This window comes from Solibacillus silvestris, assembly GCF_051967575.1.
Taxonomy (GTDB): Bacteria; Bacillota; Bacilli; order Bacillales_A; family Planococcaceae; genus Solibacillus; species Solibacillus silvestris_B.
Genome location: NZ_JBQCJW010000003.1, coordinates 55009 through 77800, shown reverse-complemented (window position 1 = coordinate 77800; position 22792 = coordinate 55009). Strand labels below are relative to the sequence as shown.

Here is a 22792-nt window from a genome sequence, read left to right as displayed (position 1 = left end):
TCGAAAGTAGAACCTGGCAATTAAAGTAGCCGGGGAAGTGCGGGAAGTAGAAGATTCTGGGCCAAAAGTAGAACTATTTATGCCGAAAGTAGAACTACTTCCGCAAAATGTAGAAGCTTACATGGCGAAAGTAGAACATCGCGCCTCGAAAGTAGAACCTGGCAATTAAAGTAGCCGGGGAAGTGCGGGAAGTAGAAGATTCTGGGCCAAAAGTAGAACTATCTCCGCAAAATGTAGAAGCTTTCATGGCGAAAGTAGAACATTGCGCCTCGAAAGCAGAACCCGGCAATTAATCTAGTCGATTTACGAGTTTGGAATGCTATTTTTCGAAATAATCTTTAGGAAACAATAGCGATTTTCGGTATAATGTACTGCATGAGGAAGTGAAATTTATATGATACAGTCACAAAAAGTTTGGAAAATAACTAAGCAGGATGAACAGCTTGTGAAGCAATTCAGCGCAGGATTAAATATTTCATCGATTGCAGCAAAAATATTGATTGCCCGCGGATGTGAATCTATTGAGCAAGCCGAGCCTTTGCTGAAAATTGATGAAAGCCAGTACTATGATCCATTTTTATTGGCGGGCATGGAAGAAGCAATCGTCCGAATTGAACAAGCATTGGAAAACGGTGAAAAGATTTTGGTTTATGGAGATTATGATGCAGACGGAATTACAAGTACGACTGTTCTGCTGAATGTTCTACTCGATTTAGGAGCGAATGTAAGCTTCGTAATTCCCGACCGCTTTATTCATGGCTACGGCCCGAATGAAGAACTTTTCCGCGAAGCGCATGCGGAAGGCGTAAATTTAATTATTACGGTCGATAATGGAATTAGCGGGATTGAACAGGTGAAGCTTGCCCGTGAGCTTGGTATGGACGTCATTATTACCGATCACCATGAGGCTGGGGATATGTTGCCCGATGCCAATGTCATTATTCATCCGCGTGTTCCGGAAGGCCATTATCCGTTTGGAGAGCTTGCAGGCGTTGGTGTCGCATTTAAATTGGCGCATGCATTATACGGCGAGCTGCCAGACCATTTATTCGAGTATGTTGCGATTGGCACGATTGCCGATTTAGTGCCGCTCATCGGTGAAAACCGTTATTTAGTGCAGCGGGGCCTGCAAGCATTGCGGCAATCCGATAATCCTTGGGTAAAAGCGATTTGTGAAGCTTCTGGAGCAAATCAGAAAGAGATAAACGAAGAGACGGTTGGCTTCTATTTTGGTCCGCGTTTAAATGCAATTGGCCGCTTAGGAAGCGCTGAACCCGGTGTGCATTTTCTGATGAGTGAAGACACGGCACAGGCAAATGACCTCGCCAAGCAGTTGAATGACAAAAATACAGAACGGAAAAAAATAGTGGAAGACATTGCAAATGAAGCAATTTCAATGATTGAAAGCGATTCCGATTTAAAAGGGGCGCAAGTATTGGTCGTTGCGGGGGAAGGCTGGAATCCCGGCGTTGTCGGCATTGTTGCCTCCCGCCTAGTCGAAAAATATTACCGCCCAGCAATTGTGCTCTCAATTGACCGGGGAAAAGGCATTGCCAAAGGGTCAGCCAGAAGTATTGAAGGATTCCACCTCTATAATGAATTGGCGAAAAACCGCGATATTCTACCACATTTCGGCGGACATCCTATGGCGGCGGGCATGACATTGCCGATCGAGCATGTAGATGCATTGCGCACACGTTTAAATGAACAGGCGCTTGCATGTTTAACAGAGGAGCAGCTTGTCCAAAAACTGTATATAGACGTCCCTGTTGAGCTAAGTGAAATTACGGTCGAGGCGATTGAAGAGATTCGCCGGCTAGCGCCATTCGGTACTGAATTTCCGAAGCCTATTTTCGCGGTTCAAAATGTAAAAGTAAAATCGATGCGGAAAATTGGCTCAGCCGAAAATCATTTGAAAATGGAGCTGGAGGATGCTTATAGTTCTCTTGATGCGATAGGATTCAATAAAGGCTATTTACACGAGGAAATCTCTTATGGAATTGCTTTGTCATTAGTAGGGGATTTGCAGATCAACGAATGGCAAGGCAATAAAAAGCCCCAATTCATGATTCAGGATGTGTCTGTGAATGAATGGCAATTGTATGATTATCGCGGAAAAAACCATACGGCAAATTGGCTTTCGAAAATTGATGTTGAAAAAACGGATTTCCTTGCTTTTTCGAAACAAACAAACGCCCATTTTGCGCAATGGATTCCAAAAGGCATTGTCCATGTAGCGGAAGATGTTGATTATAGTGTCCTTCATGAAAATATTGTATTGCTTGATTTGCCGGAAAATGTCGCATTGCTCGAACGACTGCTGCATTCCGTGCGGATCGAACGTATTTACGCCCATTTTTATACAGATCAAACCGCCTATTTTAATGGCATGCCGACACGCGATCATTTTAAATGGTATTACGGCTTTTTGAAAAAACGTCCTACCTTTAATTTGAACGAACATATTCAACAATTGTCGAAGCATATTGGTCTGAATGCGGAAGTAATTAAATTTATGACAAAAGTGTTTTTTGAGCTAGGATTTGTTACAATAGAGAATGGTTTGGCGACTGTGAATGAAAATGCCCCGAAACAAGCATTATCGGAAGCGCCGTCTTATAAAATGCGTTCACGACAAATTGAGCTCGAGCAAAAGCTATTATATGCTACATATAGCGAGCTAAAGCAATGGTTTAATGAGCGATTAGGTTCTTGAGGAGGACATAGGAAGAATGGATTTGAAACAATACGTAACAACAGTGGAAAACTGGCCGAAAGAAGGCATTAGCTTTAAAGATATTACGACAATTATGGACAATGGCCCTGCATACAAATATGCGACGGACGAAATTGTAAAATATGCAAAAGAAGTGGGCGCGGAAATTATTGTAGGTCCGGAAGCGCGCGGATTCATCATCGGCTGTCCAGTAGCATATGCATTGGAAATCGGCTTTGCGCCAGTACGCAAGCCAGGGAAACTGCCGCGTGAAGTCATCTCTGCAGACTATGGTCTGGAATATGGCACAGATACATTGACAATGCATAAAGATGCTGTAAAGCAAGGCCAGAAAGTATTGATTTGTGATGACTTGCTTGCGACGGGCGGGACAGTGGAAGCGACAGTGCGCTTAATCGAGCAATTGGGCGGCGAGGTTGTAGGCGCTGCTTTCATCATCGAGCTGACTGAATTAAAAGGGCGCGACAAAATCGGCAGTGTCCCTATTAAAACATTAATCCAATATTAATCGGTCAATGGGCATTCCGGAAGTAGTTGCGGGACATGCCTGCTGCGGCGACGCTAGCTGGAATTAATTATGAATGCCGCAGGATTATATGTTTACTATAGCGAAGGGTTGTGTTAAAAGTTTTATCGACTTTTAACACAACTTTTTTTAAATGAAAAATTTCCTAGTATGTGTTCATCAATTCTACAAATTTCATCTTTCTACAAAACTAAATGCCCACGTGTCTTTACATTTAGTAGATATCTTTTATACAATTGAAGTTATACTTAAAGCGAAAATAAAAAGAACAGGTGGACTAAATATGGCGAAAGAACAAATATTGGCGCCCGAAGATGTTTTCGAGCTCGTCAAATCCTATATGAACGAAGAACATGTTGCCTTTGTTGTGAAAGCATATGAGGTAGCGAAAGAAGCACATAAAGAGCAGTTCCGCAGCTCAGGAGAACCATATATTATTCACCCGGTGCAAGTAGCAGGAATTCTGGCGGAGCTGCAAATGGATCCCGAAACAGTAGCCGCTGGATTTTTGCACGATGTTGTAGAGGATACGGACGTGACACGCGAAGATTTAGTGAACGAATTTAGTGAAGAAGTAGCAAAGCTTGTTGATGGCGTAACAAAGCTTGGGAAAATTAAATATATGTCAAAAGAAGAGCAGCAAGCGGAAAATCATAGAAAAATGTTTGTCGCGATGGCACAGGATATTCGTGTCATTTTAATCAAACTGGCGGACCGTCTGCATAATATGCGTACGTTGAAGCATTTGCCGGCGGAAAAACAACGCCGTATTTCCGAGGAAACATTGGAGATTTTTGCGCCATTAGCTCACCGGCTGGGGATTTCCAAGGTGAAGTGGGAGCTGGAGGATACTGCATTGCGCTATTTAAATCCGCAGCAATATTACCGGATTGTCAGCCTGATGAAAAAAAAGCGGAATGAGCGCGAAGCATATTTGGATAATGTAATGGATGAAATCAATTCACAGCTGAAAGAAGTGGAAATCGACGCTGATGTATATGGTCGTCCAAAACATTTATATAGTATTTACCGTAAAATGGTGCTCCAAAAAAAGCAATTCAATGAAATTTATGATTTGCTTGCTGTAAGGATTCTAGTCGACAGCATTAAAGATTGCTATGCGGTCATCGGCATTATTCACACACTATGGAAGCCGATGCCTGGCCGTTTTAAAGACTATATTGCGATGCCGAAGCAAAATTTATACCAATCATTGCATACGACAGTAATCGGTCCGTACGGCGATCCGTTGGAAGTGCAGATTCGTACGAAGGAAATGCATAAAATTGCCGAATTTGGTATAGCGGCACACTGGGCTTATAAAGAAGGGAAGACAATCGAGCAAAACACGGAAAATATTGACCAAAAACTGACTTGGTTCCGCGAAATTCTGGAATTCCAAAATGAATCATCGAATGCCGCTGAATTTATGGAATCATTAAAGTTCGACTTGTTTTCCGACATGGTGTACGTCTTCTCGCCAAAAGGGGATGTAATCGAGCTCCCGGCAGGCTCTGTCCCGATCGATTTTGCATACCGCGTCCATTCGGAAGTAGGGAACAAAACGATCGGGGCGAAAGTGAACGGCAAAATGGTACCGCTTGACACCCCATTAAAGACAGGGGATATCGTCGAAGTATTAACATCAAAGCAATCATTTGGCCCGAGTCGTGACTGGATTAAAATTGCGCAAAGCTCGCAGGCGAAAAATAAAATCAAGCAATTTTTCAAGAAGCATGTCCGTGAAGAAAGCGTCGTAAAAGGAAAAGAGCTTGTCGAAAAAGAAATTAAAGCCCAAGACTTTGATTTGAAGGAAGTATTGACACCGGAAAATATTAAACGGGTCATTGAAAAATTCAATTATACACATGAAGACGATTTATATGCCGCGGTAGGCGTAAATGGCATTACCGCACAGCAAATCGTCAATCGCCTGGCCGAGAAGATGCGCAAAGAGCGTGAACAGGAAGAGGCGCTCGAAAAAATTGTGAAAAGCATGAACACCCCGGCACCGAAAAAGCGGACGGAATCGGGAGTGATCGTCAAAGGGATTGATAATCTGCTGATCCGTCTATCACGCTGCTGTACACCTGTGCCGGGTGATGATATTGTCGGGTTTATTACAAAAGGGCGAGGCGTGTCAGTACACCGCGCAGATTGCCCGAACATCCAAGAAGATGGAAGTTTGGAACGTCTTATTGAAGTCGAATGGGAAAATGACGGGACGCAAATCCGCAAAGATTACCCAGTGGATATCGAAATTTCCGCATTTGACCGGCCGGGTATTTTAAATGATGTGATGCATGCTGTAAGTGAAGCGAAAACGAATATTTTAGCAGTGACCGGACGTGCGGACCGCGACAAAATTGCGACGATTCATTTAACGATTGCGATCTCGAATATTTCGGGGCTTCATAAAGTGGTCGAAAAAATTAAGCAGCTGCCGGATATTTATTCCGTACAGCGGGTCATTAATTAACAGATGGAAGGTTAAAGTATGCGAGTAATATTACAACGTTCAAAACAAGCGTCTGTCACAGTGGATGGACAGGTGACAGGCGCGATAGAAAAAGGCTATGTATTATTGGTCGGCATTACCCATAGCGATACGGCAGATGATATTGCATATGCTGCGAAAAAAATTGCCGATTTACGCATTTGGGAAGATGAAGAAGGAAAAATGAACCGTTCCATTCTCGAAGCGGGCGGCGATATATTATCCATTTCGCAATTTACATTATATGCCGATACACGCAAAGGGAAGCGGCCAAGTTTTGTGGAGGCGGCAAGACCGGAACATGCCGAGCCATTATGGGAGGCATTTAATGAACAATTAAAAGCATATGGTTTACATGTTGAAACAGGCATTTTCGGTGCAATGATGGATGTAGCCCTTATAAATGATGGGCCCGTAACAATCACGGTCGAGTCCAAAGCTAAATAATAATCGATGAACCTAACACTCTTTTGGAGCATATTGTAAAGTATGCATACAAAGGAGTGATTTTTTTGGTTCAAATGAACACTTTTTCGAACGCCTATTGGCTTGAAGCAATTCAAAATTATTTAGGGCAAATGGTTGCGGTACAGCAGGAGGGAAATCGAGTCCAACAAGGAATTTTGGCTGTAATCTGTCCGGATTATATTGTGCTTGACGTTTGCCAAACACCGTTTTATATTCGCATTGAAAAAATTGTTTCGGTTATGCCGTTTTTAAAAAAATGATGATGGTTTAGGTCTATGCATTTTCTGGTTGTCATAAGCTTAGTATGACAATTAGGGGGTGCTTTATTGTTTCAGCGAGTTAATCGTTTAGCAATTGATTTACCGCAAGTTGAATATGGGGATGCGAATGCGGCAAGTGCTGTCCAGGAATTATTAGGCGGGAAATTTGGCGAAATGTCGACATTGAATAATTATATGTACCAGTCATTCAACTTTCGGGGAAAAAAGAAACTAAAGCCATTTTATGATTTGGTCGCAAGCATTACGGCAGAAGAATTCGGCCATGTTGAACTTGTTGCCAACACTATTAATTTACTGAGCAAAGATACGACATTTGCCGGGACTCCGAATGTTGCGCCGATGCTCAATGCCAAAAATATGCGCAATACCCAAAGCTTTATCGCTGCTGCCCAAACATCATTGCCTGTTGATTCAATGGGGAAAGCATGGACCGGGGAAAATGTATTTTCCAGCGGAAACTTAGTGCTCGATTTATTGCATAATTTCTTTTTGGAATGCGGGGCACGTACACATAAAATGCGTGTCTATGAAATGACCGATCACCCGACAGCGCGTGAAACGATAGGGTATTTAATAGTGCGAGGCGGCACACATGTCGTTGCCTATGCAAAAGCGCTGGAAATGGCGACAGGGCTGGATGTGACAAAGATGCTTCCGATACCGAGCCTTGATAATCATGTATTTGACCATGCCCGGAAGTATGAGGAGCGCGGCTATGGAAATGTACTGTTTACATGGAATTATGTAGGGGACTATCAAGATATTAATAAAATTTGGAAAGGGAAACATCCGACATCGAACGCCCCGCTCATTGTGGAAGAAGGGATGCCAAAGGGCGGGAAAATTCCCGATTTGGATGAATTGCCGGAAGAATTTGCCCCGGGTATCGGTCCGGAAGAATTTCAGATGATCGCAAAACGCCTCATGTCGAATTTATGAAAAAACTAGGCTGTCATGGAGCAGGGACCCTTCCAGACAGTCTAGTTTTTCATGCCGATTGACAGCAGCTTATCAATAAAAAATGCGCTTTAGCCGATGCCTTCGCAATAATTGACAACCGTCTGGAAATCCAGCTCTCCGCCGAAAATCGAAAGTGCGCTGCCGATTGTTACATGGAGCCTGCTGTTTGTAATCGCTTCAAACTTTTTCAAGTCGTCCAATGAACGGACCCCTCCGGCATATGTTGTCGGGATTGTCGTCCACTCTGCCAAATCACGTACCAACTCTTCCTGCATGCCACTGCGTTTTCCCTCCACATCCACTGCATGGATAAGCAATTCATCACAATATGCTTCAATATCCTTAATTGATTGTGCATTCACTTCGAAATCACTGAATTTCGTCCATTTATCGGTGACGACATACCATTTGCCATTATACTTACGGCAGCTCAAATCGAGAACGAGCTTCTCTTTCCCTACTTTTTCGACTAAAAGCTGCAATCGCTCCATATCAAGCTGCCCATCATAAAAAATATACGATGTCACGATGACATGTGAGGCACCTGCATCAATATACTTTTGTGCATTTTCGGCAGTAATGCCGCCCCCTATTTGCAAGCCGTTTGGGTATGCCTGAAGAGCGCGGATGGCTGCTTCTTCATTGCCGGGACCAAGCATAATGACATGCCCGCCCGTTAATTTTTGCTGCTGAAATAATGAAGCGTAATACGAAGCATCATGTTCAGAAGTAAAATTTTCCACAACTTTTTTGTTTTCGTAACCGAGTGTGCTCCCGACGATTTGTTTCACTTTTCCTTCATGCAAATCAATACATGGTCTAAACTCCATTTCATACACTACTTTCTCAATCAATTTTACTTATCATAACATTTTAGCACAGTGAATTGATAGAAAAATCAGGCAGATCCATATGTATGCAATAATGTAAGACACGCTGCGATGTGTATGATAAAATGGGCATACAATTTATTAGAAAGCGTGGCATGAAAATGGCGGAAAATCTAAATTTGTTTGACGTAAATAAGCTCTTTATTTTAGGTCGGCCGATTGTAACAATTTTTCATAATGCAACGAATATGTACTCCATTGTTCGTGTCAAAATACAAGAAACAAATATTCAGCATGACGAGAAGGAAATTATTGTCGTCGGCTATTTCCCGCAATTGGCCGAGGATGAGCTTTATCGTTTTACAGGACAGATGAAAAGCCATCCAAAATACGGCATGCAATTTCAAATCGAAACATTCGAAAAAGAAGTACCGACTACAGAGCAAGGGATTGTCCACTATTTATCAAGCGATTTATTTACGGGAATCGGTCGTAAAACAGCGGAAATAATCGTCGAAAAACTTGGAATGGATGCATTAACGAGAATTTTGGAAGATCCATCCGCACTGGATGCCGTCCCTCGACTATCCGCCGAAAAAAAGGTGCTCATCCGCCAAACGATTGAGGAGAACTTAGGGCTGGAGCGTGTTATGGTACGTCTTAATGAATGGGGATTCGGTCCACAGCTTGGCATGAAAATTTATCAAGCATACCGCGAAGAAACACTGCATTTGCTAACGGAAAACCCATACAGGCTTATTGAGGAAGTGGAAGGCGTCGGCTTTATACGCGCTGATGAGCTCGGTGCTAAATTAGGCATAACAGGCAACCATCCTGATCGTATAAAAGCGGCAATTTATCATGTATTGACAAATGCCGCGCTGTCAGAAGGGCATGTTTATTTAGATGCGGAAATGGTGCTCCCGATGGTGAAGGAAATGCTTGAACAAAGTCAGCGTATCGAAATCCCGTATGAAGCCATTTCGAATGCTTGTATCGAGATGCGCGAAGAGTCAAAAATTTGCGGTGAAGAAACACGTATGTATTTACCGTCCCTGTACTTCAGTGAAATCGGTATTGCAAGTAAAATCAATGAACTGAAGGAAAAAAATAAAACAGTCGAAAGCTTTTCCCGTGATGAAGTTCGCAAGGCGATAGGCGATATAGAGGAACAGTATAATGTGACATATGCGCCAACACAGGCACAAGCAATCGAAACCGCCCTCAATTCCGCGGTCATGATATTGACAGGCGGTCCAGGTACGGGAAAGACGACCGTTGTGCGCGGTTTAGTCGAAGTGTATGCGGAGCTTCACGGATTATCGCTGGACCCTAAAACATATGCAGAAAAAGAGGAGCCATTTCCCATTGTACTCGCGGCACCGACTGGGCGTGCAGCAAAAAGGCTGGCCGAGTCGACAAGTTTGCCTGCGATGACGATTCACCGTTTGCTTGGGTTTAACGGTCAGGAAAAGGATGAAGAAACGGAGCGCGAAGTTGTCGGGCGACTCATTATTATTGATGAGATGTCGATGGTCGACACATGGCTTGCACATCAATTATTAAAAGCGCTTCATGAAGACGTGCAAGTCGTTTTTGTAGGGGACCAAGATCAGTTGCCGCCTGTAGGACCGGGGCAAGTATTAAAGGACCTGCTTGCGTCAAAACAAATTCCAACAGTCGAATTGACCGATATTTACCGACAGGCGGAAGGGTCCACGATTATAGAAATGGCCCACCAAATCAAAAAAGGAATCGTCCCGGATACATTGACCGCCAAAACATCGGATCGCTCGTTCATTCAAGCGGGGGCTGCACAAGTGACAGGTGTCGTTACCCAAATCGTGAAAAGCGCACTTGCGAAAGGACAGGCTATCAGGGATATTCAAGTGCTTGCCCCGATGTATAAAGGGCCGGCGGGAATCGATAGTTTGAACAAAGAAATCCAGCAGCTCGTCAATCCGAATGATGGATCGCGCAAGGAAATTGTATTTGGCGATACAATTTACCGGATTGGCGACAAAGTGCTGCAGCTTGTCAACCAGCCGGACAACAATGTATTCAACGGCGATATGGGCGAAGTTATTTCGATCATCCGGGCAAAGGAAACGGTGGAAAAGCAGGATTTGCTAATCGTAAGCTATGATGGGATAGAAGTGACATATCAGCGTGCCGATTTAAATCAGATAACGCTTGCTTATTGTTGTTCCATCCATAAGTCGCAAGGGTCGGAATTTCAGACGGTTATTATGCCCGTTGTCCGTGGCTATTCGAAAATGCTGCGCAGAAATTTATTGTATACAGGCATTACACGCGCAAAAAACTTTTTGATTTTATGCGGGGAGCCAGATGTTTTGGCGAGCGGCTTAGGAAAGACAGATGATTTAACGCGGCTCACCACATTAAAGGCAAGGCTCAACCCTGAATTTACCGCCGCCCAGCAAACGAATGAATTACCGCAAACGAAAGACAAAGCGGAGCAAACAAGCGAAGCGTCTGAGCCGAAATTGTCGACAGTGCAGCTTGGATTGCTAAATGTAGGCGCTTCGCATAAAATCGGGGAATCGCTGCCGAACCATTTAACGACCGAAACAGCCCCTTATATCCATCCGCTTATAGGCATGGATCAAATTTCGCCATATGACTTTAACGATTAATGTAACTAGCTATTTTTGTTCACTACGAACGAAAATAGCTAGTTTTTTTTATTTGTTAAAGGTTTTTTAGTTTAGATTGCAAAGGAGGCTATTACCGATTTTAGGAATATGGATGTTTTTAAAGTTGATAAAAAATAAAAATAAAATGGGACATAATAAAAACAAAATCTCTTCTCAATTCCTAATTGTGCACATATCAAGAATTTATTATAAAATCAGAAATTTTAAAAGAAACTATTAATTATTAATATAAAGGTGGGTATGTTAGTATAGAAAAAACTTATACGACGTCCGAAGTTTGATGTCAATTATTGTAAAATGAAAAGGTTTTCAAAATAAAAAAAGAAGGTGCACATATATGGATTTCGTTTGGGGAATCATCGGTATTCTAGGAATCGTGGCGATTGCAATCGGATTATCGAACAACCGTAAAGCAATTCAGTGGAGAATCATTATTTCGGGCTTAATCGTACAATTAATCTTTGCATTTATCGTATTGAAGTGGTCATATGGCCGCGAAAAGCTAATGGACCTTTCTGCAGGCGTGCAAAAGCTGATCGGCTATGCAAATGAAGGTATCGTCTTCGTATTTGGCGGGTTGGCAGATGCGGATAATGTAGGCTTTGTATTTGCGATGAGTGTACTGACAATCATCATTTTCTTCTCGTCTTTAATCTCGGTTCTTTATTACTTAGGAATTATGCAATTCATCATTAAAATTATCGGAGGCTTTTTATCAAAAGTGCTCGGTACGACAAAAGCAGAATCGGTGAATGCTGCTGCTAATATTTTCGTTGGCCAAACAGAAGCCCCGCTTGTTATTCGTCCATTTTTAAATAAAATGACAAAATCACAGATGTTTGCTGTTATGACAGGTGGACTTGCATCTGTTTCCGGATCTGTATTAATCGGTTATTCTTTATTGGGTGTTCCGCTTGAATACTTATTGGCGGCAAGTTTCATGGCTGCTCCTGCAGGACTGGTAATGGCGAAATTAATGATTCCTGAAACGGAAGAGGTCGATGAAGCAAACTTTAAATTAGAGCGTAATTCAGAAGCGACAAATGTTATTGATGCTGCTGCCGTCGGTGCGTCAGATGGCTTGAAGCTGGCTGTCAATGTTGGTGCAATGCTGCTGAGTTTCATCGCATTGATTGCATTGCTAAATGGTATTTTAGGCGGCGTAACAGGCTGGATCGGTGACTTGACAGGTTGGGCAGCATTAGACAACGTGACACTTGAAGGCATTCTCGGCTATGTATTTGCGCCATTGGCATTTTTGATTGGTGTACCATGGGATGAAGCTGTTCGTGCTGGTTCTTTCATTGGTCAAAAACTAATTTTAAACGAGTTCGTAGCATATTCTAACTTCGGCCCGATTATCGGCGAGTTAACGGATAAAACGGCGATTATTATTTCGTTTGCGCTTTGCGGATTTGCGAACTTGAGCTCAATGGGCATTTTAATCGGCGGTCTAGGCGGCATGGCTCCGGAAAAACGCAGTATGATTGCACAGCTTGCGATTAAAGCGGTTGCTGCAGGTACATTGGCATCTTTATTATCTGCTGCCATTGCAGGCATGTTCATTTAATTCAGCTTAAATTTAGAAGAGACTGTGCTAAAATTTTTTTAGCGCAGTCTTTTTTAATATGTAATTTCAGCAGCAAGCTTTTCTAATTCCGGGCGGTTTGTCAATACATATCCCCGGTTTTGCTTTGTTAAGTAGCCGGCTTCACTGAATTGTGCAAGAACAAAAAGCAAGTGGCGATAGGATACCCCTAAATATTCGCATACTTCTGTATGTTTTTCTTTATAGAATTGCTGATCGGACGATAGTAAAATGAATGAAGCTAGTCGGTTTTCCAAAGGGTATGCCTGGTTTTGCGTATATTTGGCTGTCGTATTCATCGTCTTTTGGCTTAAAAAGAGACAGAGCATTTTCAGAAATACGGGATCAGCCAACAATTTTTCCTTAGCTTCGCGTATCGCTATCGCAAAACAAATCGATTTTGTGACGGTTTGGATGCCTTTTGAATAGCGTTCAGCATTCAGCAGCTCTATCTCACCCATAAATGTGGGTGATGTTAAAAAATCTATGAGCGAAATTTTACCGTTTTTATGCGTAATATATAATTTTGCTTTTCCTTCGACCATGTAATATAAATAGTCGGGATAAGAATGTTCATGAAAAATAAATTCGCCTTTATTAAATTCATATACGTCGATATATGGGATAATATCAAACGAAAAATATTGGGAAATCGGGTATTGTTCAATATATCCAAGGCTTTCTTCAAGCGGCAATTTTCTCAAATTATAAAGCAGCTCCTTATAATAAAATATGAGATTTCTCACATTATTGTATTATTTGTCGTGTTATTATTCAACGTAATAGAAGTGGAAAAGGATGGATACTATGAACAATCAGCGTTGGCTGGCAAAAAATTTTTTTATGTTCTTTATTACATGGGGTATTTTTCTACCATATTGGACAGGTTGGCTTATAAATGATAAGGGGCTGACCGTTTCAGAAGCGAGCATCGTAATGGGGTTTGGCTTAGTAGCCCGTGCCATTTCAACAATGTTTATTTTCCCGTATGTTTCAAAGGTGATGAGCAATAAAAATGTGCTGATCTTTTTTACGGCAGGCTCTTTAGTTGTGGCATTGCTTTATATTCCGATTGATTCTTTCATGGGCTTATTTATTATGACGCTGCTGTTTAGTGCATTGTACCCGGCATTATTGCCTGCTGTCGAAAGCAGTGCCTCTACTCTGATGCGGCATGGGGTAATTCACTACGGGAAGGCGCGTTCCTTAGGGTCATTCGGCTATGTTGTCGCTGTTTTAATAATTAGTATGCTTACGGGAATTTACGGTGAGCAAATGATTTTATGGATGATGATTTTCGGCTTGACCGCATTGTTGGCGATTCAATTGATGCCGGCACCGCAAGTGTTAAGCTTAGCCCCGGCAAAAGGGAATGGAAAGGCGCTATCGATGAAAGGGCTAGTGGAAGTCAGGAGTTTCATTGTTGTGCTTTTCGTTGTTATATTGCTCCAAGGTGCACATGCTTCCTATTACAACTATGGCTATATTTATTTGCAGGACTTAAATGCGAACCCTTTCTATATCGGAATGATTTTGAACGTCGCGGTATTATTCGAAATTATTTATTTTTTGAAGGCCGATACATTTTTAACGAAATGGAAGCCGTCATCGTTAATGCTTGTTGCCGCGATTGGATCGACCGTTCGTTGGATAACTGTCTATGCTTTTCCGAGCATGCCGATGTTCATTGTGTCGCAAGCGCTGCACGCATTGTCGTTTGCAATGGCTCACTATGCCTTCATACGCTACATCTCCCATGCATTACCGAAAGAGCAAATTCCAAATGCGCAAGGCATCTATTCAGCTCTTGCAATGAGTTTGAGCGCTGCAATATTGACGCTTTTAGGCGGGGCTCTTTATGAAATCGAACCTGGTTTAGCATTTTTAGGGATGATTATTTGTACAGTGCCTGCAATCATTTTAATATTATTGACGAAAAATCGTTTTAATTATTGAACAATGCCAATTGACAGCACCTTATCATTTTTTTATAATGAAGAGCATAAATAAAATAAAAACGATGATGGAACAAGTACGTTTTGACCCCGCGCGCAGAAAGAGATTTCTTGGCTGAAAAGATCTCCACGGGAATTTACCGAAAGCTACTCCAGAGTGCAGCTAATCCCTGCCGTTTGCTTACGTTACAAGCACTTGAGATATAATGTTTATTGCGTTATAAATTAGGGTGGTACCACGAGATGACAGTCTTCGTCCCTTTACCGGGATGAAGGCTTTTTTGTTTTCAATTAGCGGGTGTCCCGGAAAGGCGCTGTATGAAAATAAGCTTTTGGCATATGTCCCGGATATTTCAGAGGAGTTTTAAGAGGATATCAGCCTAAAATGCGCGCCTCGTGCGATACCGGCTGACTGATTTAATTCCTGCGGGCTTAAACTCAAAAAAATCGGGACGCCATTATGCCGAGGCGCAACAGATTTTCTCGCCACTTCATCGTTGCTTCAAAAACAATTAGGAGGAAAAAAACATGACTGCAAAAACTATGACAGGTTCTGAAATCCGTCGTCTTTATTTGGATTTCTTCAAAGAAAAAGGACATCACGTAGAGCCATCAGCACCATTAGTACCAATCAACGATCCATCACTTTTATGGATCAACTCAGGGGTGGCAACATTAAAGCCATACTTTGACGGACGTATTATCCCGGAAAACCCGCGTATTACAAATGCCCAAAAATCAATTCGCACAAACGATATTGAAAATGTGGGAAAAACAGCGCGTCACCATACATTTTTCGAGATGTTAGGGAATTTCTCGATCGGGGATTACTTCAAAAAAGAATCGATTCATTACGCTTGGGAATTTTTAACAGATCCGAAATGGATGGGCTTTGATCCGGAAAAATTGTCTGTCACGCTACACCCTGAAGATCAGGAAGCCTACGACGTATGGCACAATGAAATCGGCATTCCGAAAGAACGCTTAATCCGTTTGGAAGGGAACTTCTGGGATATCGGCGAAGGTCCATCTGGTCCCAACTCCGAAATCTTCTATGACCGCGGTGAAGAATACGCGGTTGGCGCACCGGAAGAAGAGCTGTATACAGGAGGAGAAAACGAGCGTTATTTAGAAATTTGGAATCTTGTATTTTCCCAGTTCAACCATAATCCGGATGGCACATACACACCACTGCCAAAGCAAAACATTGATACAGGAATGGGTCTTGAGCGTATCGTTTCTGTTGTGCAAAACGTACCAACAAACTTTGATACAGATCTATTCATGCCGATCATCGAAAAGACGGAAACTTTTGCAAACCGCAAATACAAGCGTCCAAACGAAGTAGATTTAAAAGAAATTTTCGGTTCAACAGAAGATATCAATACACCATTTAAAGTAATCGCTGACCATATCCGTACAGTGGCGTTTGCAATCGGTGACGGTGCATTGCCATCAAATGAAGGCCGCGGCTATGTATTGCGCCGTTTACTTCGCCGTGCTGTCCGATACGCGAAAAAAATTGGTATCGAAAAGCCGTTCATGTTCGAATTAGTGCCGACTGTCGGAGAGATTATGCAAGACTTCTATCCGCAAGTGAAAGAAAAGGAAGCATTTATCCAGCGTGTCATTAAAAATGAAGAAGTTCGTTTCCATGAAACACTTGATGGCGGTTTGGCGATCTTTAATGAAGTCGTCGAAAGCCAAAAAGCAAAAGGCGAAACAATTATTCCAGGCGCGGATGCATTCCGTTTATATGATACATTCGGTTTCCCGATTGAATTGACAGAAGAATATGCAGAAGAAGTTGGCATGACTGTTGACCATGAAGGCTTTGAAGTTTCAATGGAGCAACAGCGCGAACGTGCCCGCAATGCGCGTGCGGATGTTGATTCAATGCAAGTGCAAAATGAAGTGCTGTCAAACTTAACACAGCAATCAACATTTATTTACGATGCATTCGAGGCTTCTGCTAAAATCGCGGCAATTGTCGTGAATGGCCAAGAAACAACTGCAGCTTCTGAAGGTGATGAGGCATTGATCATCCTTTCTGAAACGCCGTTCTATGCTGAGATGGGCGGGCAAATTGCAGATACTGGTGTCATCGAAGCAGATGGATTCACAGCAATCGTAAAAGATGTCCAAAAAGCTCCGAATGGTCAACCGCTCCATACGGTTGTCGTACAGTCAGGCGAAATGAATGTAGGGGATGCGGCAACTGCAAAAGTGGATGAAGCAAAACGTAAATTAATCCTGAAAAACCATACAGCGACACATTTGATGCACCGCGCATTGAAAGATGTATTAGGCGACCATGTAGCACAAGCGGGTTCCTATGTAGGCCCGGACCGTCTACGCTTTGACTTCTCGCATTTCGGTGCAGCGACAAAAGAAGAGCTTGCGCAAGTGGAGCGTGCTGTAAACGAAAAAATCTGGGAAGATATCGAAGTCGTGATTCAAGAAATGGATATCGATTCTGCAAAAGCAATGGGAGCAATGGCGTTATTCGGCGAGAAATACGGAGATGTAGTTCGTGTAGTAGCAGTTTCGGATTATTCAATTGAGCTTTGCGGCGGACTGCACGTAAGCCGTTCATCTGAAATCGGCATTTTCAAAATCGTTTCCGAAGGCGGTATCGGTGCAGGGACTCGCCGTATCGAGGCGGTAACAGGAAAAGCGGCATATGAAGCGATTAAAGAAGAAGAGGCGATTTTAAATGAAGCAGCAAGCCTTTTAAAATCAAATGCAAAAGACGTGGCAGCTCGTGTAGCATCTCTTCAAGCGGATTATAAAGAATTGCAACGTGAAAATGAGTCATTATCGCAAAAAATCGCCAATGCACAAGCCGGCGCAGTAATGGATGCCGCACAAAAAGTTGGCGATGTGACAGTGCTTGCAACACGTGTAGAGGCAAAAGACAACAATCAACTGCGTCAAATGATGGATGATTTAAAGGAGAAAATGCAATCAGCCGTTATTGTTCTTGGTGCAGTCGATGGCGATAAAGTAATGCTTTGCGCAGGTGTAACGAAAGATATCGTAGGCGGCAGCTACCATGCCGGCAACATTGTGAAGCAAGTTGCAGAAGCTTGCGGCGGTAAAGGCGGCGGTCGTCCGGATATGGCTATGGCCGGTGCAAAAGATGCTGCGAAGCTGGAAGAAGCGTTAAATGCAGTATACGAATATGTAAAATCTTTCTGATCAACTAAAATTTACTACTGGCATATTTGAAGTGCTTGCAGGAATAAGTTATAATGGTAAAAATGGAGATGGGCTACTATGCTCCATCTCCTTATTGCTGAAAGCGAGGTGCTGGTCTTGAGTTCTTTCGATAAAACGATGAAATTTAGTTTTCCAGAAGAATCAATGGAACAAGAAGTAAAGCAAGTGATGCTGAAGGTGTATACGGCTTTGGAGGAAAAAGGGTATAATCCAACAAATCAGATTGTGGGGTATCTATTATCTGGTGACCCGGCATACATCCCTCGCCACCAGGACGCACGTAATTTAATCCGCAAGCTTGAGCGTGACGAGATTTTAGAAGAGCTCGTGAAATTTTATATTAGAAAGAATACTGAGGCGGATAAATGAAAATTATGGGTTTAGACGTCGGCTCGAAAACAGTCGGCGTTGCGATTAGCGATGCGCTAGGGTGGACAGCGCAAGGGATCGAAACAGTTAAAATTGATGAAGCGGCAGGCGAATTTGGGATTGAACGTATTAAAGAGCTTGTGAAGGAACACAATGTAACGGAATTCGTTGTGGGATATCCCAAAAATATGAATAATACAATCGGTCCCCGCGGAGAAGCTTCGGAAAACTATAAAAAGCTGCTCGAAGACATATTCGGCTTTCCTGTTAAGCTTTGGGACGAGCGTATGACAACAATGGCTGCAGAGCGGATGCTGATTGAAGCAGATGTAAGCCGCAAAAAAAGAAAGCAAGTTATTGATAAAATGGCTGCCGTCATGATTTTGCAAGGTTATTTAGATAGTAAAAATTAATGATTTGTTTTATTCCGAATCCCCATTTTCCATGCATTGGCTAAATGAAGAGGAAAGGATGGGACAAGGACGTTTATCAATAAGAAAGTTGCTTAAATTAGGGCTTTTTTGTACTTATATGGAAAAGCTTTATGTATAATAAATGAAGCAACAACAGGCAATGCCTAAATATAATGAAGAGGTGACAATCATGTCAGAACAACAACACCACATTACAGTAGTCGATGAAAACGGCAACGAACAACTTTGCGAAATTTTACACACTTTCGATTCGGAAGAGTTCGGTAAATCATATGTATTATATTCTTTAGTAGGTGCGGAAGAAGATGAAGATGGCGCAGTTGAAATTTTCGCTTCTGCATTCGTTCCAGCTGAAAACGGTGAAGATGGAGAATTGATTCCAATCGAAACAGAAGCTGAATGGGATTTAATCGAGGAAGTTTTAAACCAAATCGAAGACGAATTAGGCGAAGAAGAATAATTCATTCGACATGATGAAACAGAGTGGGTGATGAGCCTGCTCTGTTTTATTTCTTAATAAGGAGGAAAAATAATGGAAGAGAATATTTTCATTTTACAGACAGAAGATGGCGGTGAGCAACAGTGCCGTGTTGTTTTCACTTTTGATTCCGAAGAGCATTCCTATGTATTGTTCTCATTGATCGGTGACGAAGAGGCGGGCATTTCCGCGCTTCGCTATGTGCTTGATGATAATGGCGAAATGAGCGGCTTTTCCGATATCGAAACAGAAGAAGAATGGGCAATGGTTGAGGAAGTCATGAACACCGTATTAGCAGAGTTTGGAGCAGATCAGACAAATTACTTTACGATTACTATTGAGGATGACGAAGAAATTATGTGTCAAATTTTGCATCGCTTCGAAAACAGCGGCAAAAGTTATTTGTTTTACGCAATTTTGGAAGATGATGAACCAATGCTTGATGAAGTATTCGCTTCAGCATATATTGCCGGGGAAAACGGCGAAGTAGCAGATCTTTTACCGATCGAGACAGATGCGGAATGGGAAATGATCGAGCAAGTTCTAAATTCATTGGCACAGCATTAGTTTTGAAAACCTGACTGACGATTGATGCGTCGGCCAGGTTTTTATTTTGCTTGGAAAATCGCGGCAGTTTGTCGCAATTGCCGTATATTCCCTTCTTTTAGTTAAGTAATGCAACTTTTTGAACGACTTAGAACATTTCCCGTTAAAAAACGTCGCTATTCATTATAACGAGTATAACTTTCGCGGCTCATTATTGTGCCGGAAGGAAATTTTATGTATCATTATGAAAGAGAAAAAGGGGGGGCTCCCGTGCTAGATGAAAATTCAAAGCAGGAAATGTTCAATAAGATGAAAGAGCGTAAAGGAGAAGTTAAAACCGTGCGAAAAATTGTAGGACTCATCGCGCTTGTCGCTCTTATCGTTATCGCAGTTGCAGGCTACTCGGGCTATAACTATGTCAAATCTGCATTACAACCAATGGATCCGGAATCGAATGAAAAAATTGATGTCGAAATTCCAATGGGCTCCGGGATTACATTAATTTCAAGCATTTTAGAGGAAAAGGGAATTATAAAAGATGCACGAATTTTTAAATATTATACAAAATTTAAAAATGAATCAGAATTCCAGGCAGGCGATTATTCTTTAACGCAATCAATGACATTGGACGAGATTATTGAAAGTTTAAAAACGGGTCGGGTATATCGAGAGCCTGTATTTACGATTACCGTGCCGGAAGGATTGACTCTTGAGCAAATAGCGGAAATCGTTCAGAAAAACACTTCCCATCGAGCAGAGGATTTCATGAAAAAAGTGACGGACGCATCATATATTGAGCAGCTGATGTCCGAATATCCCGATTTATTAACGGAAAATATTTTAAATGAAAATATTCGTCATGCATTGGAAGGGTATTTATATCCGGCGACATATCCTTTCTATGAGGAAAAGCCATCGATTGACGAGATTGTGAACACGATGCTTTCTGCGACAAACACGATTGTGTCAGAGTATACGCCAATTTTGGAGGACCGTGAAATGACGGTTCACGAATTATTGACATTTGCTTCATTGCTTGAAGAAGAAGCAACTGCCCAAACAGACCGCGAAACGATCGCAAGCGTGTTTTACAATCGAATGGGGATTGATATGCCACTGCAAACAGACCCAACTGTTTTATATGCATTAGGCTCGCATAAAGACCGTGTCCTGTATGAAGATTTGGAGATCGACAATCCTTACAATACTTATGTAAATGTAGGGTTGCCCCCAGGACCGATTGCCGGGGCGGGGAAAACGTCGATTGAGGCTGCACTGAATCCTTCGCAAACTGATTACTTGTACTTCCTGGCAGATAAAGAAGGCACGAATCACTTTGCCAAATCATATGATGAGCATTTAGCGAACATCGAAAAATATTTGCGCTAGTGCAAGGTCGAGTGTGGAGGCAAAGGCGTAATTGATTGAATTGAAAAAGGAATCGAATGGCTTTGAAATTACGTCCAAAGGCGGAATTTAAAAAAGATTATTCGCATTCCTTTTCTTTTCGTGCTATTATAAGATGTGATTTTTTGTCCTTATATAACAAACTTGTAGGCGCAAACATCGAGGTTTCGTCTTTTTTCTTATGGATGGAAGACATGCGCACACAAACAGGTAAAGGGAGAATGACGAATGGAATTATCAGACGCTTATATTGCTTCCTTCATTCCTGAACGTGATGAATTATTGGTTGAAATGGAAAAATTCGCCGAACAAAATCACGTTCCGATTATGCAGCTGGCGGGAATCGAGTCACTGAATCAAATATTGCGTATTCAAAATCCGAAATCTATTTTGGAAATTGGCACAGCAATTGGCTATTCCGCTATACGTATGGCAATAGCATTGCCGAATTGCGATATTGTGACGATTGAACGTGACGAGTCGCGGGTCCAGTATGCAAAACAATTCATTGCAAGATCAGAGGCAGCAAACCGTATACAAGTAATTGAGGGAGACGCGTTAGAAGTAGATATGGATAAACTTCCACCTGCTTTTGATGCTGTTTTTATTGATGCGGCGAAAGGCCAGTACATGAAATTTTTCGAAAAGTATGCACCGCTAGTTCCGTCAGGCGGGGTATTGTACATCGATAATATGTATATGCACGGGCTTTCAGATTTAGATATAAAAGAAGTGCCGAGAAGAAAAAGAACGATGATTCGAAATTTAAAAACATTTTCTGATTGGGTTATGGCACATCCAGAATACACAAGTGCTTTTTTCCCTGTCGGTGATGGTTTGTTAATTTGTTTGAAGAGGTGAAGATTGTGAAAAAACCAGAATTATTATTGACACCACAATCCGTTGAGCATATCGCTGCATTACTTGATGCTGGTGCGGATGCCTTCGTAATTGGGGAACAAAAATTTGGCTTGCGTTTAGCTGGAGAATTCACTGTAGCCGAAGTGGAGCAAGCGACAAAGCTCATTCATGCTGCAGGCAAAAAAGTATATGTAGCTGTCAATGCATTATTTCATAACGACCGTTTAGATGCATTGGATGAATATTTAGCCGAAATGCAGCGAATTGGTGTGGATGCTTTAATTTTCGGCGATCCTGCAGTAATTGTTGCAGTACGTGAATTAGGCATTACAATCCCGCTGCATTGGAATCCGGAAACGACTGCGACAAACTACTTCCAGGTGAATTATTGGGGCGAGCGCGGCAGCAAGCGTGCTGTTTTAGCGCGTGAGCTTTCTGTCGATGAAGTAATCGAAATTAAAGAAAATACAGAGCATGAGATTGAAGTGCAAGTACATGGCATGACATGTATGTTTCAGTCAAAACGCTCACTTTTAGGGAATTATTTCTTATACCGTGATGAAGCGATGGAAGTGGAAAACCGTAAAGAAAACAAAAATATGTTCCTGCACGACAAAGAGCGCAAAAACAAATACCCGATTTATGAAGATATGAACGGGACGCATATTTTCTCGCCGAACGATATGTGCATTATCGAAGAGTTGAATGAATTATTTGAAGCTGGCATCGACTCATTGAAAATCGACGGGGTTCTTCAGGAATTTGACTATGTCGTAAAAGTGACAAGCCTTTACCGTCAAGCGATTGATGCGTATTTCGAAAAAGGCGAAGATGCATACGATGACATTAAATCAGAGCTATTTGAGCAAGTGGAGGCAATTCAGCCAGCGTTACGTCCACTGGATACTGGCTTCATCTACAAGGAAACAGTCTACTAGGAAGGAGAACGAAGGCA

General features: G+C 42.2%; 19 protein-coding genes. 17 read left to right on the top strand and 2 right to left on the bottom strand.

Annotated elements, in window-relative coordinates; translation table 11 throughout:
• The first annotated feature begins 394 nt into the window (after window positions 1-394).
• The 6 genes from recJ to ACTHOQ_RS02730 all read left to right on the top strand — a co-directional run bounded on the left by recJ (window position 395) and on the right by ACTHOQ_RS02730 (window position 7448).
• Window positions 395-2716 (top strand): single-stranded-DNA-specific exonuclease RecJ, encoded by a 2322-nt coding sequence (gene recJ, locus ACTHOQ_RS02755; RefSeq protein WP_440494141.1) that lies wholly within the window; start codon window positions 395-397, stop codon window positions 2714-2716.
• Window positions 2717-2732: 16 nt separating this feature from the next.
• Window positions 2733-3245: an adenine phosphoribosyltransferase gene (locus tag ACTHOQ_RS02750; RefSeq protein WP_440494140.1), complete on the top strand. Its 513-nt coding sequence runs from the start codon at window positions 2733-2735 to the stop codon at window positions 3243-3245.
• Window positions 3246-3546: 301 nt separating this feature from the next.
• Window positions 3547-5742: a RelA/SpoT family protein gene (locus ACTHOQ_RS02745; protein WP_440494139.1), complete on the top strand. Its 2196-nt coding sequence runs from the start codon at window positions 3547-3549 to the stop codon at window positions 5740-5742.
• 18 nt (window positions 5743-5760) lie between these two features.
• The gene (gene dtd, locus ACTHOQ_RS02740) at window positions 5761-6207 is read left to right on the top strand and encodes a D-aminoacyl-tRNA deacylase (protein WP_440494138.1); all 447 of its coding nucleotides are present in this window, start codon (window positions 5761-5763) and stop codon (window positions 6205-6207) included.
• A 74-nt stretch (window positions 6208-6281) separates the two neighbouring features.
• Window positions 6282-6488 (top strand): YuzF family protein, encoded by a 207-nt coding sequence (locus ACTHOQ_RS02735; protein WP_440494275.1) that lies wholly within the window; start codon window positions 6282-6284, stop codon window positions 6486-6488.
• A 66-nt stretch (window positions 6489-6554) separates the two neighbouring features.
• Window positions 6555-7448 carry a manganese catalase family protein gene (locus tag ACTHOQ_RS02730; protein ID WP_440494137.1) on the top strand — a complete coding sequence of 298 codons (894 nt, stop codon included), beginning with the start codon at window positions 6555-6557 and terminating at the stop codon, window positions 7446-7448.
• An 89-nt stretch (window positions 7449-7537) separates the two neighbouring features.
• Here the strand turns inward: ACTHOQ_RS02730 and hisA are convergent, their stop codons facing one another.
• Window positions 7538-8299 (bottom strand): phosphoribosylformimino-5-aminoimidazole carboxamide ribotide isomerase, encoded by a 762-nt coding sequence (gene hisA, locus ACTHOQ_RS02725; protein ID WP_440494136.1) that lies wholly within the window; start codon window positions 8297-8299, stop codon window positions 7538-7540.
• A 161-nt stretch (window positions 8300-8460) separates the two neighbouring features.
• On the opposite strand from hisA, the gene recD2 reads away from it, so the two are divergent.
• Entirely contained in the window at window positions 8461-10956 is a 2496-nt protein-coding gene (gene recD2, locus ACTHOQ_RS02720) for an SF1B family DNA helicase RecD2 (RefSeq protein ID WP_440494274.1), read from the top strand.
• Between the two features lie 358 nt (window positions 10957-11314).
• Window positions 11315-12547 (top strand): NupC/NupG family nucleoside CNT transporter, encoded by a 1233-nt coding sequence (locus ACTHOQ_RS02715; RefSeq protein WP_440494135.1) that lies wholly within the window; start codon window positions 11315-11317, stop codon window positions 12545-12547.
• Between the two features lie 53 nt (window positions 12548-12600).
• Here ACTHOQ_RS02715 and yeiL read toward each other — a convergent pair whose 3' ends face one another.
• Window positions 12601-13269: a transcriptional regulator YeiL gene (gene yeiL, locus ACTHOQ_RS02710; protein ID WP_440494134.1), complete on the bottom strand. Its 669-nt coding sequence runs from the start codon at window positions 13267-13269 to the stop codon at window positions 12601-12603.
• 103 nt (window positions 13270-13372) lie between these two features.
• Here yeiL and ACTHOQ_RS02705 point away from each other — a divergent pair, with 103 nt between their 5' ends.
• The 9 genes from ACTHOQ_RS02705 (at window position 13373) to ACTHOQ_RS02665 (ending at window position 22775) form a co-directional block, all read left to right on the top strand.
• Window positions 13373-14521 carry an MFS transporter gene (locus tag ACTHOQ_RS02705; protein WP_440494133.1) on the top strand — a complete coding sequence of 383 codons (1149 nt, stop codon included), beginning with the start codon at window positions 13373-13375 and terminating at the stop codon, window positions 14519-14521.
• Between the two features lie 527 nt (window positions 14522-15048).
• Window positions 15049-17721 (top strand): alanine--tRNA ligase, encoded by a 2673-nt coding sequence (gene alaS, locus ACTHOQ_RS02700; protein WP_440494132.1) that lies wholly within the window; start codon window positions 15049-15051, stop codon window positions 17719-17721.
• Between the two features lie 117 nt (window positions 17722-17838).
• Window positions 17839-18111 (top strand): IreB family regulatory phosphoprotein, encoded by a 273-nt coding sequence (locus ACTHOQ_RS02695; RefSeq protein WP_440494131.1) that lies wholly within the window; start codon window positions 17839-17841, stop codon window positions 18109-18111.
• Window positions 18108-18524, top strand: coding sequence for a Holliday junction resolvase RuvX (gene ruvX, locus ACTHOQ_RS02690; RefSeq protein WP_440494130.1), 417 nt, complete (start codon window positions 18108-18110; stop codon window positions 18522-18524). The genes ACTHOQ_RS02695 and ruvX overlap by 4 nt, the downstream gene beginning before the upstream one ends.
• A 190-nt stretch (window positions 18525-18714) precedes the next feature.
• Window positions 18715-19005 carry a DUF1292 domain-containing protein gene (locus ACTHOQ_RS02685; RefSeq protein ID WP_440494129.1) on the top strand — a complete coding sequence of 97 codons (291 nt, stop codon included), beginning with the start codon at window positions 18715-18717 and terminating at the stop codon, window positions 19003-19005.
• Between the two features lie 72 nt (window positions 19006-19077).
• Window positions 19078-19590, top strand: coding sequence for a DUF1292 domain-containing protein (locus ACTHOQ_RS02680; RefSeq protein ID WP_440494128.1), 513 nt, complete (start codon window positions 19078-19080; stop codon window positions 19588-19590).
• A gap of 249 nt (window positions 19591-19839) precedes the next feature.
• Entirely contained in the window at window positions 19840-20958 is a 1119-nt protein-coding gene (gene mltG / locus ACTHOQ_RS02675; RefSeq protein ID WP_440494127.1) for an endolytic transglycosylase MltG, read from the top strand.
• Window positions 20959-21204: 246 nt separating this feature from the next.
• Window positions 21205-21837: an O-methyltransferase gene (locus ACTHOQ_RS02670; RefSeq protein ID WP_440494126.1), complete on the top strand. Its 633-nt coding sequence runs from the start codon at window positions 21205-21207 to the stop codon at window positions 21835-21837.
• Between the two features lie 5 nt (window positions 21838-21842).
• A complete protein-coding gene (locus ACTHOQ_RS02665; RefSeq protein WP_440494125.1) occupies window positions 21843-22775 on the top strand; it encodes a peptidase U32 family protein in 933 nt (310 codons plus the stop codon).
• Window positions 22776-22792 lie beyond the last annotated feature (17 nt).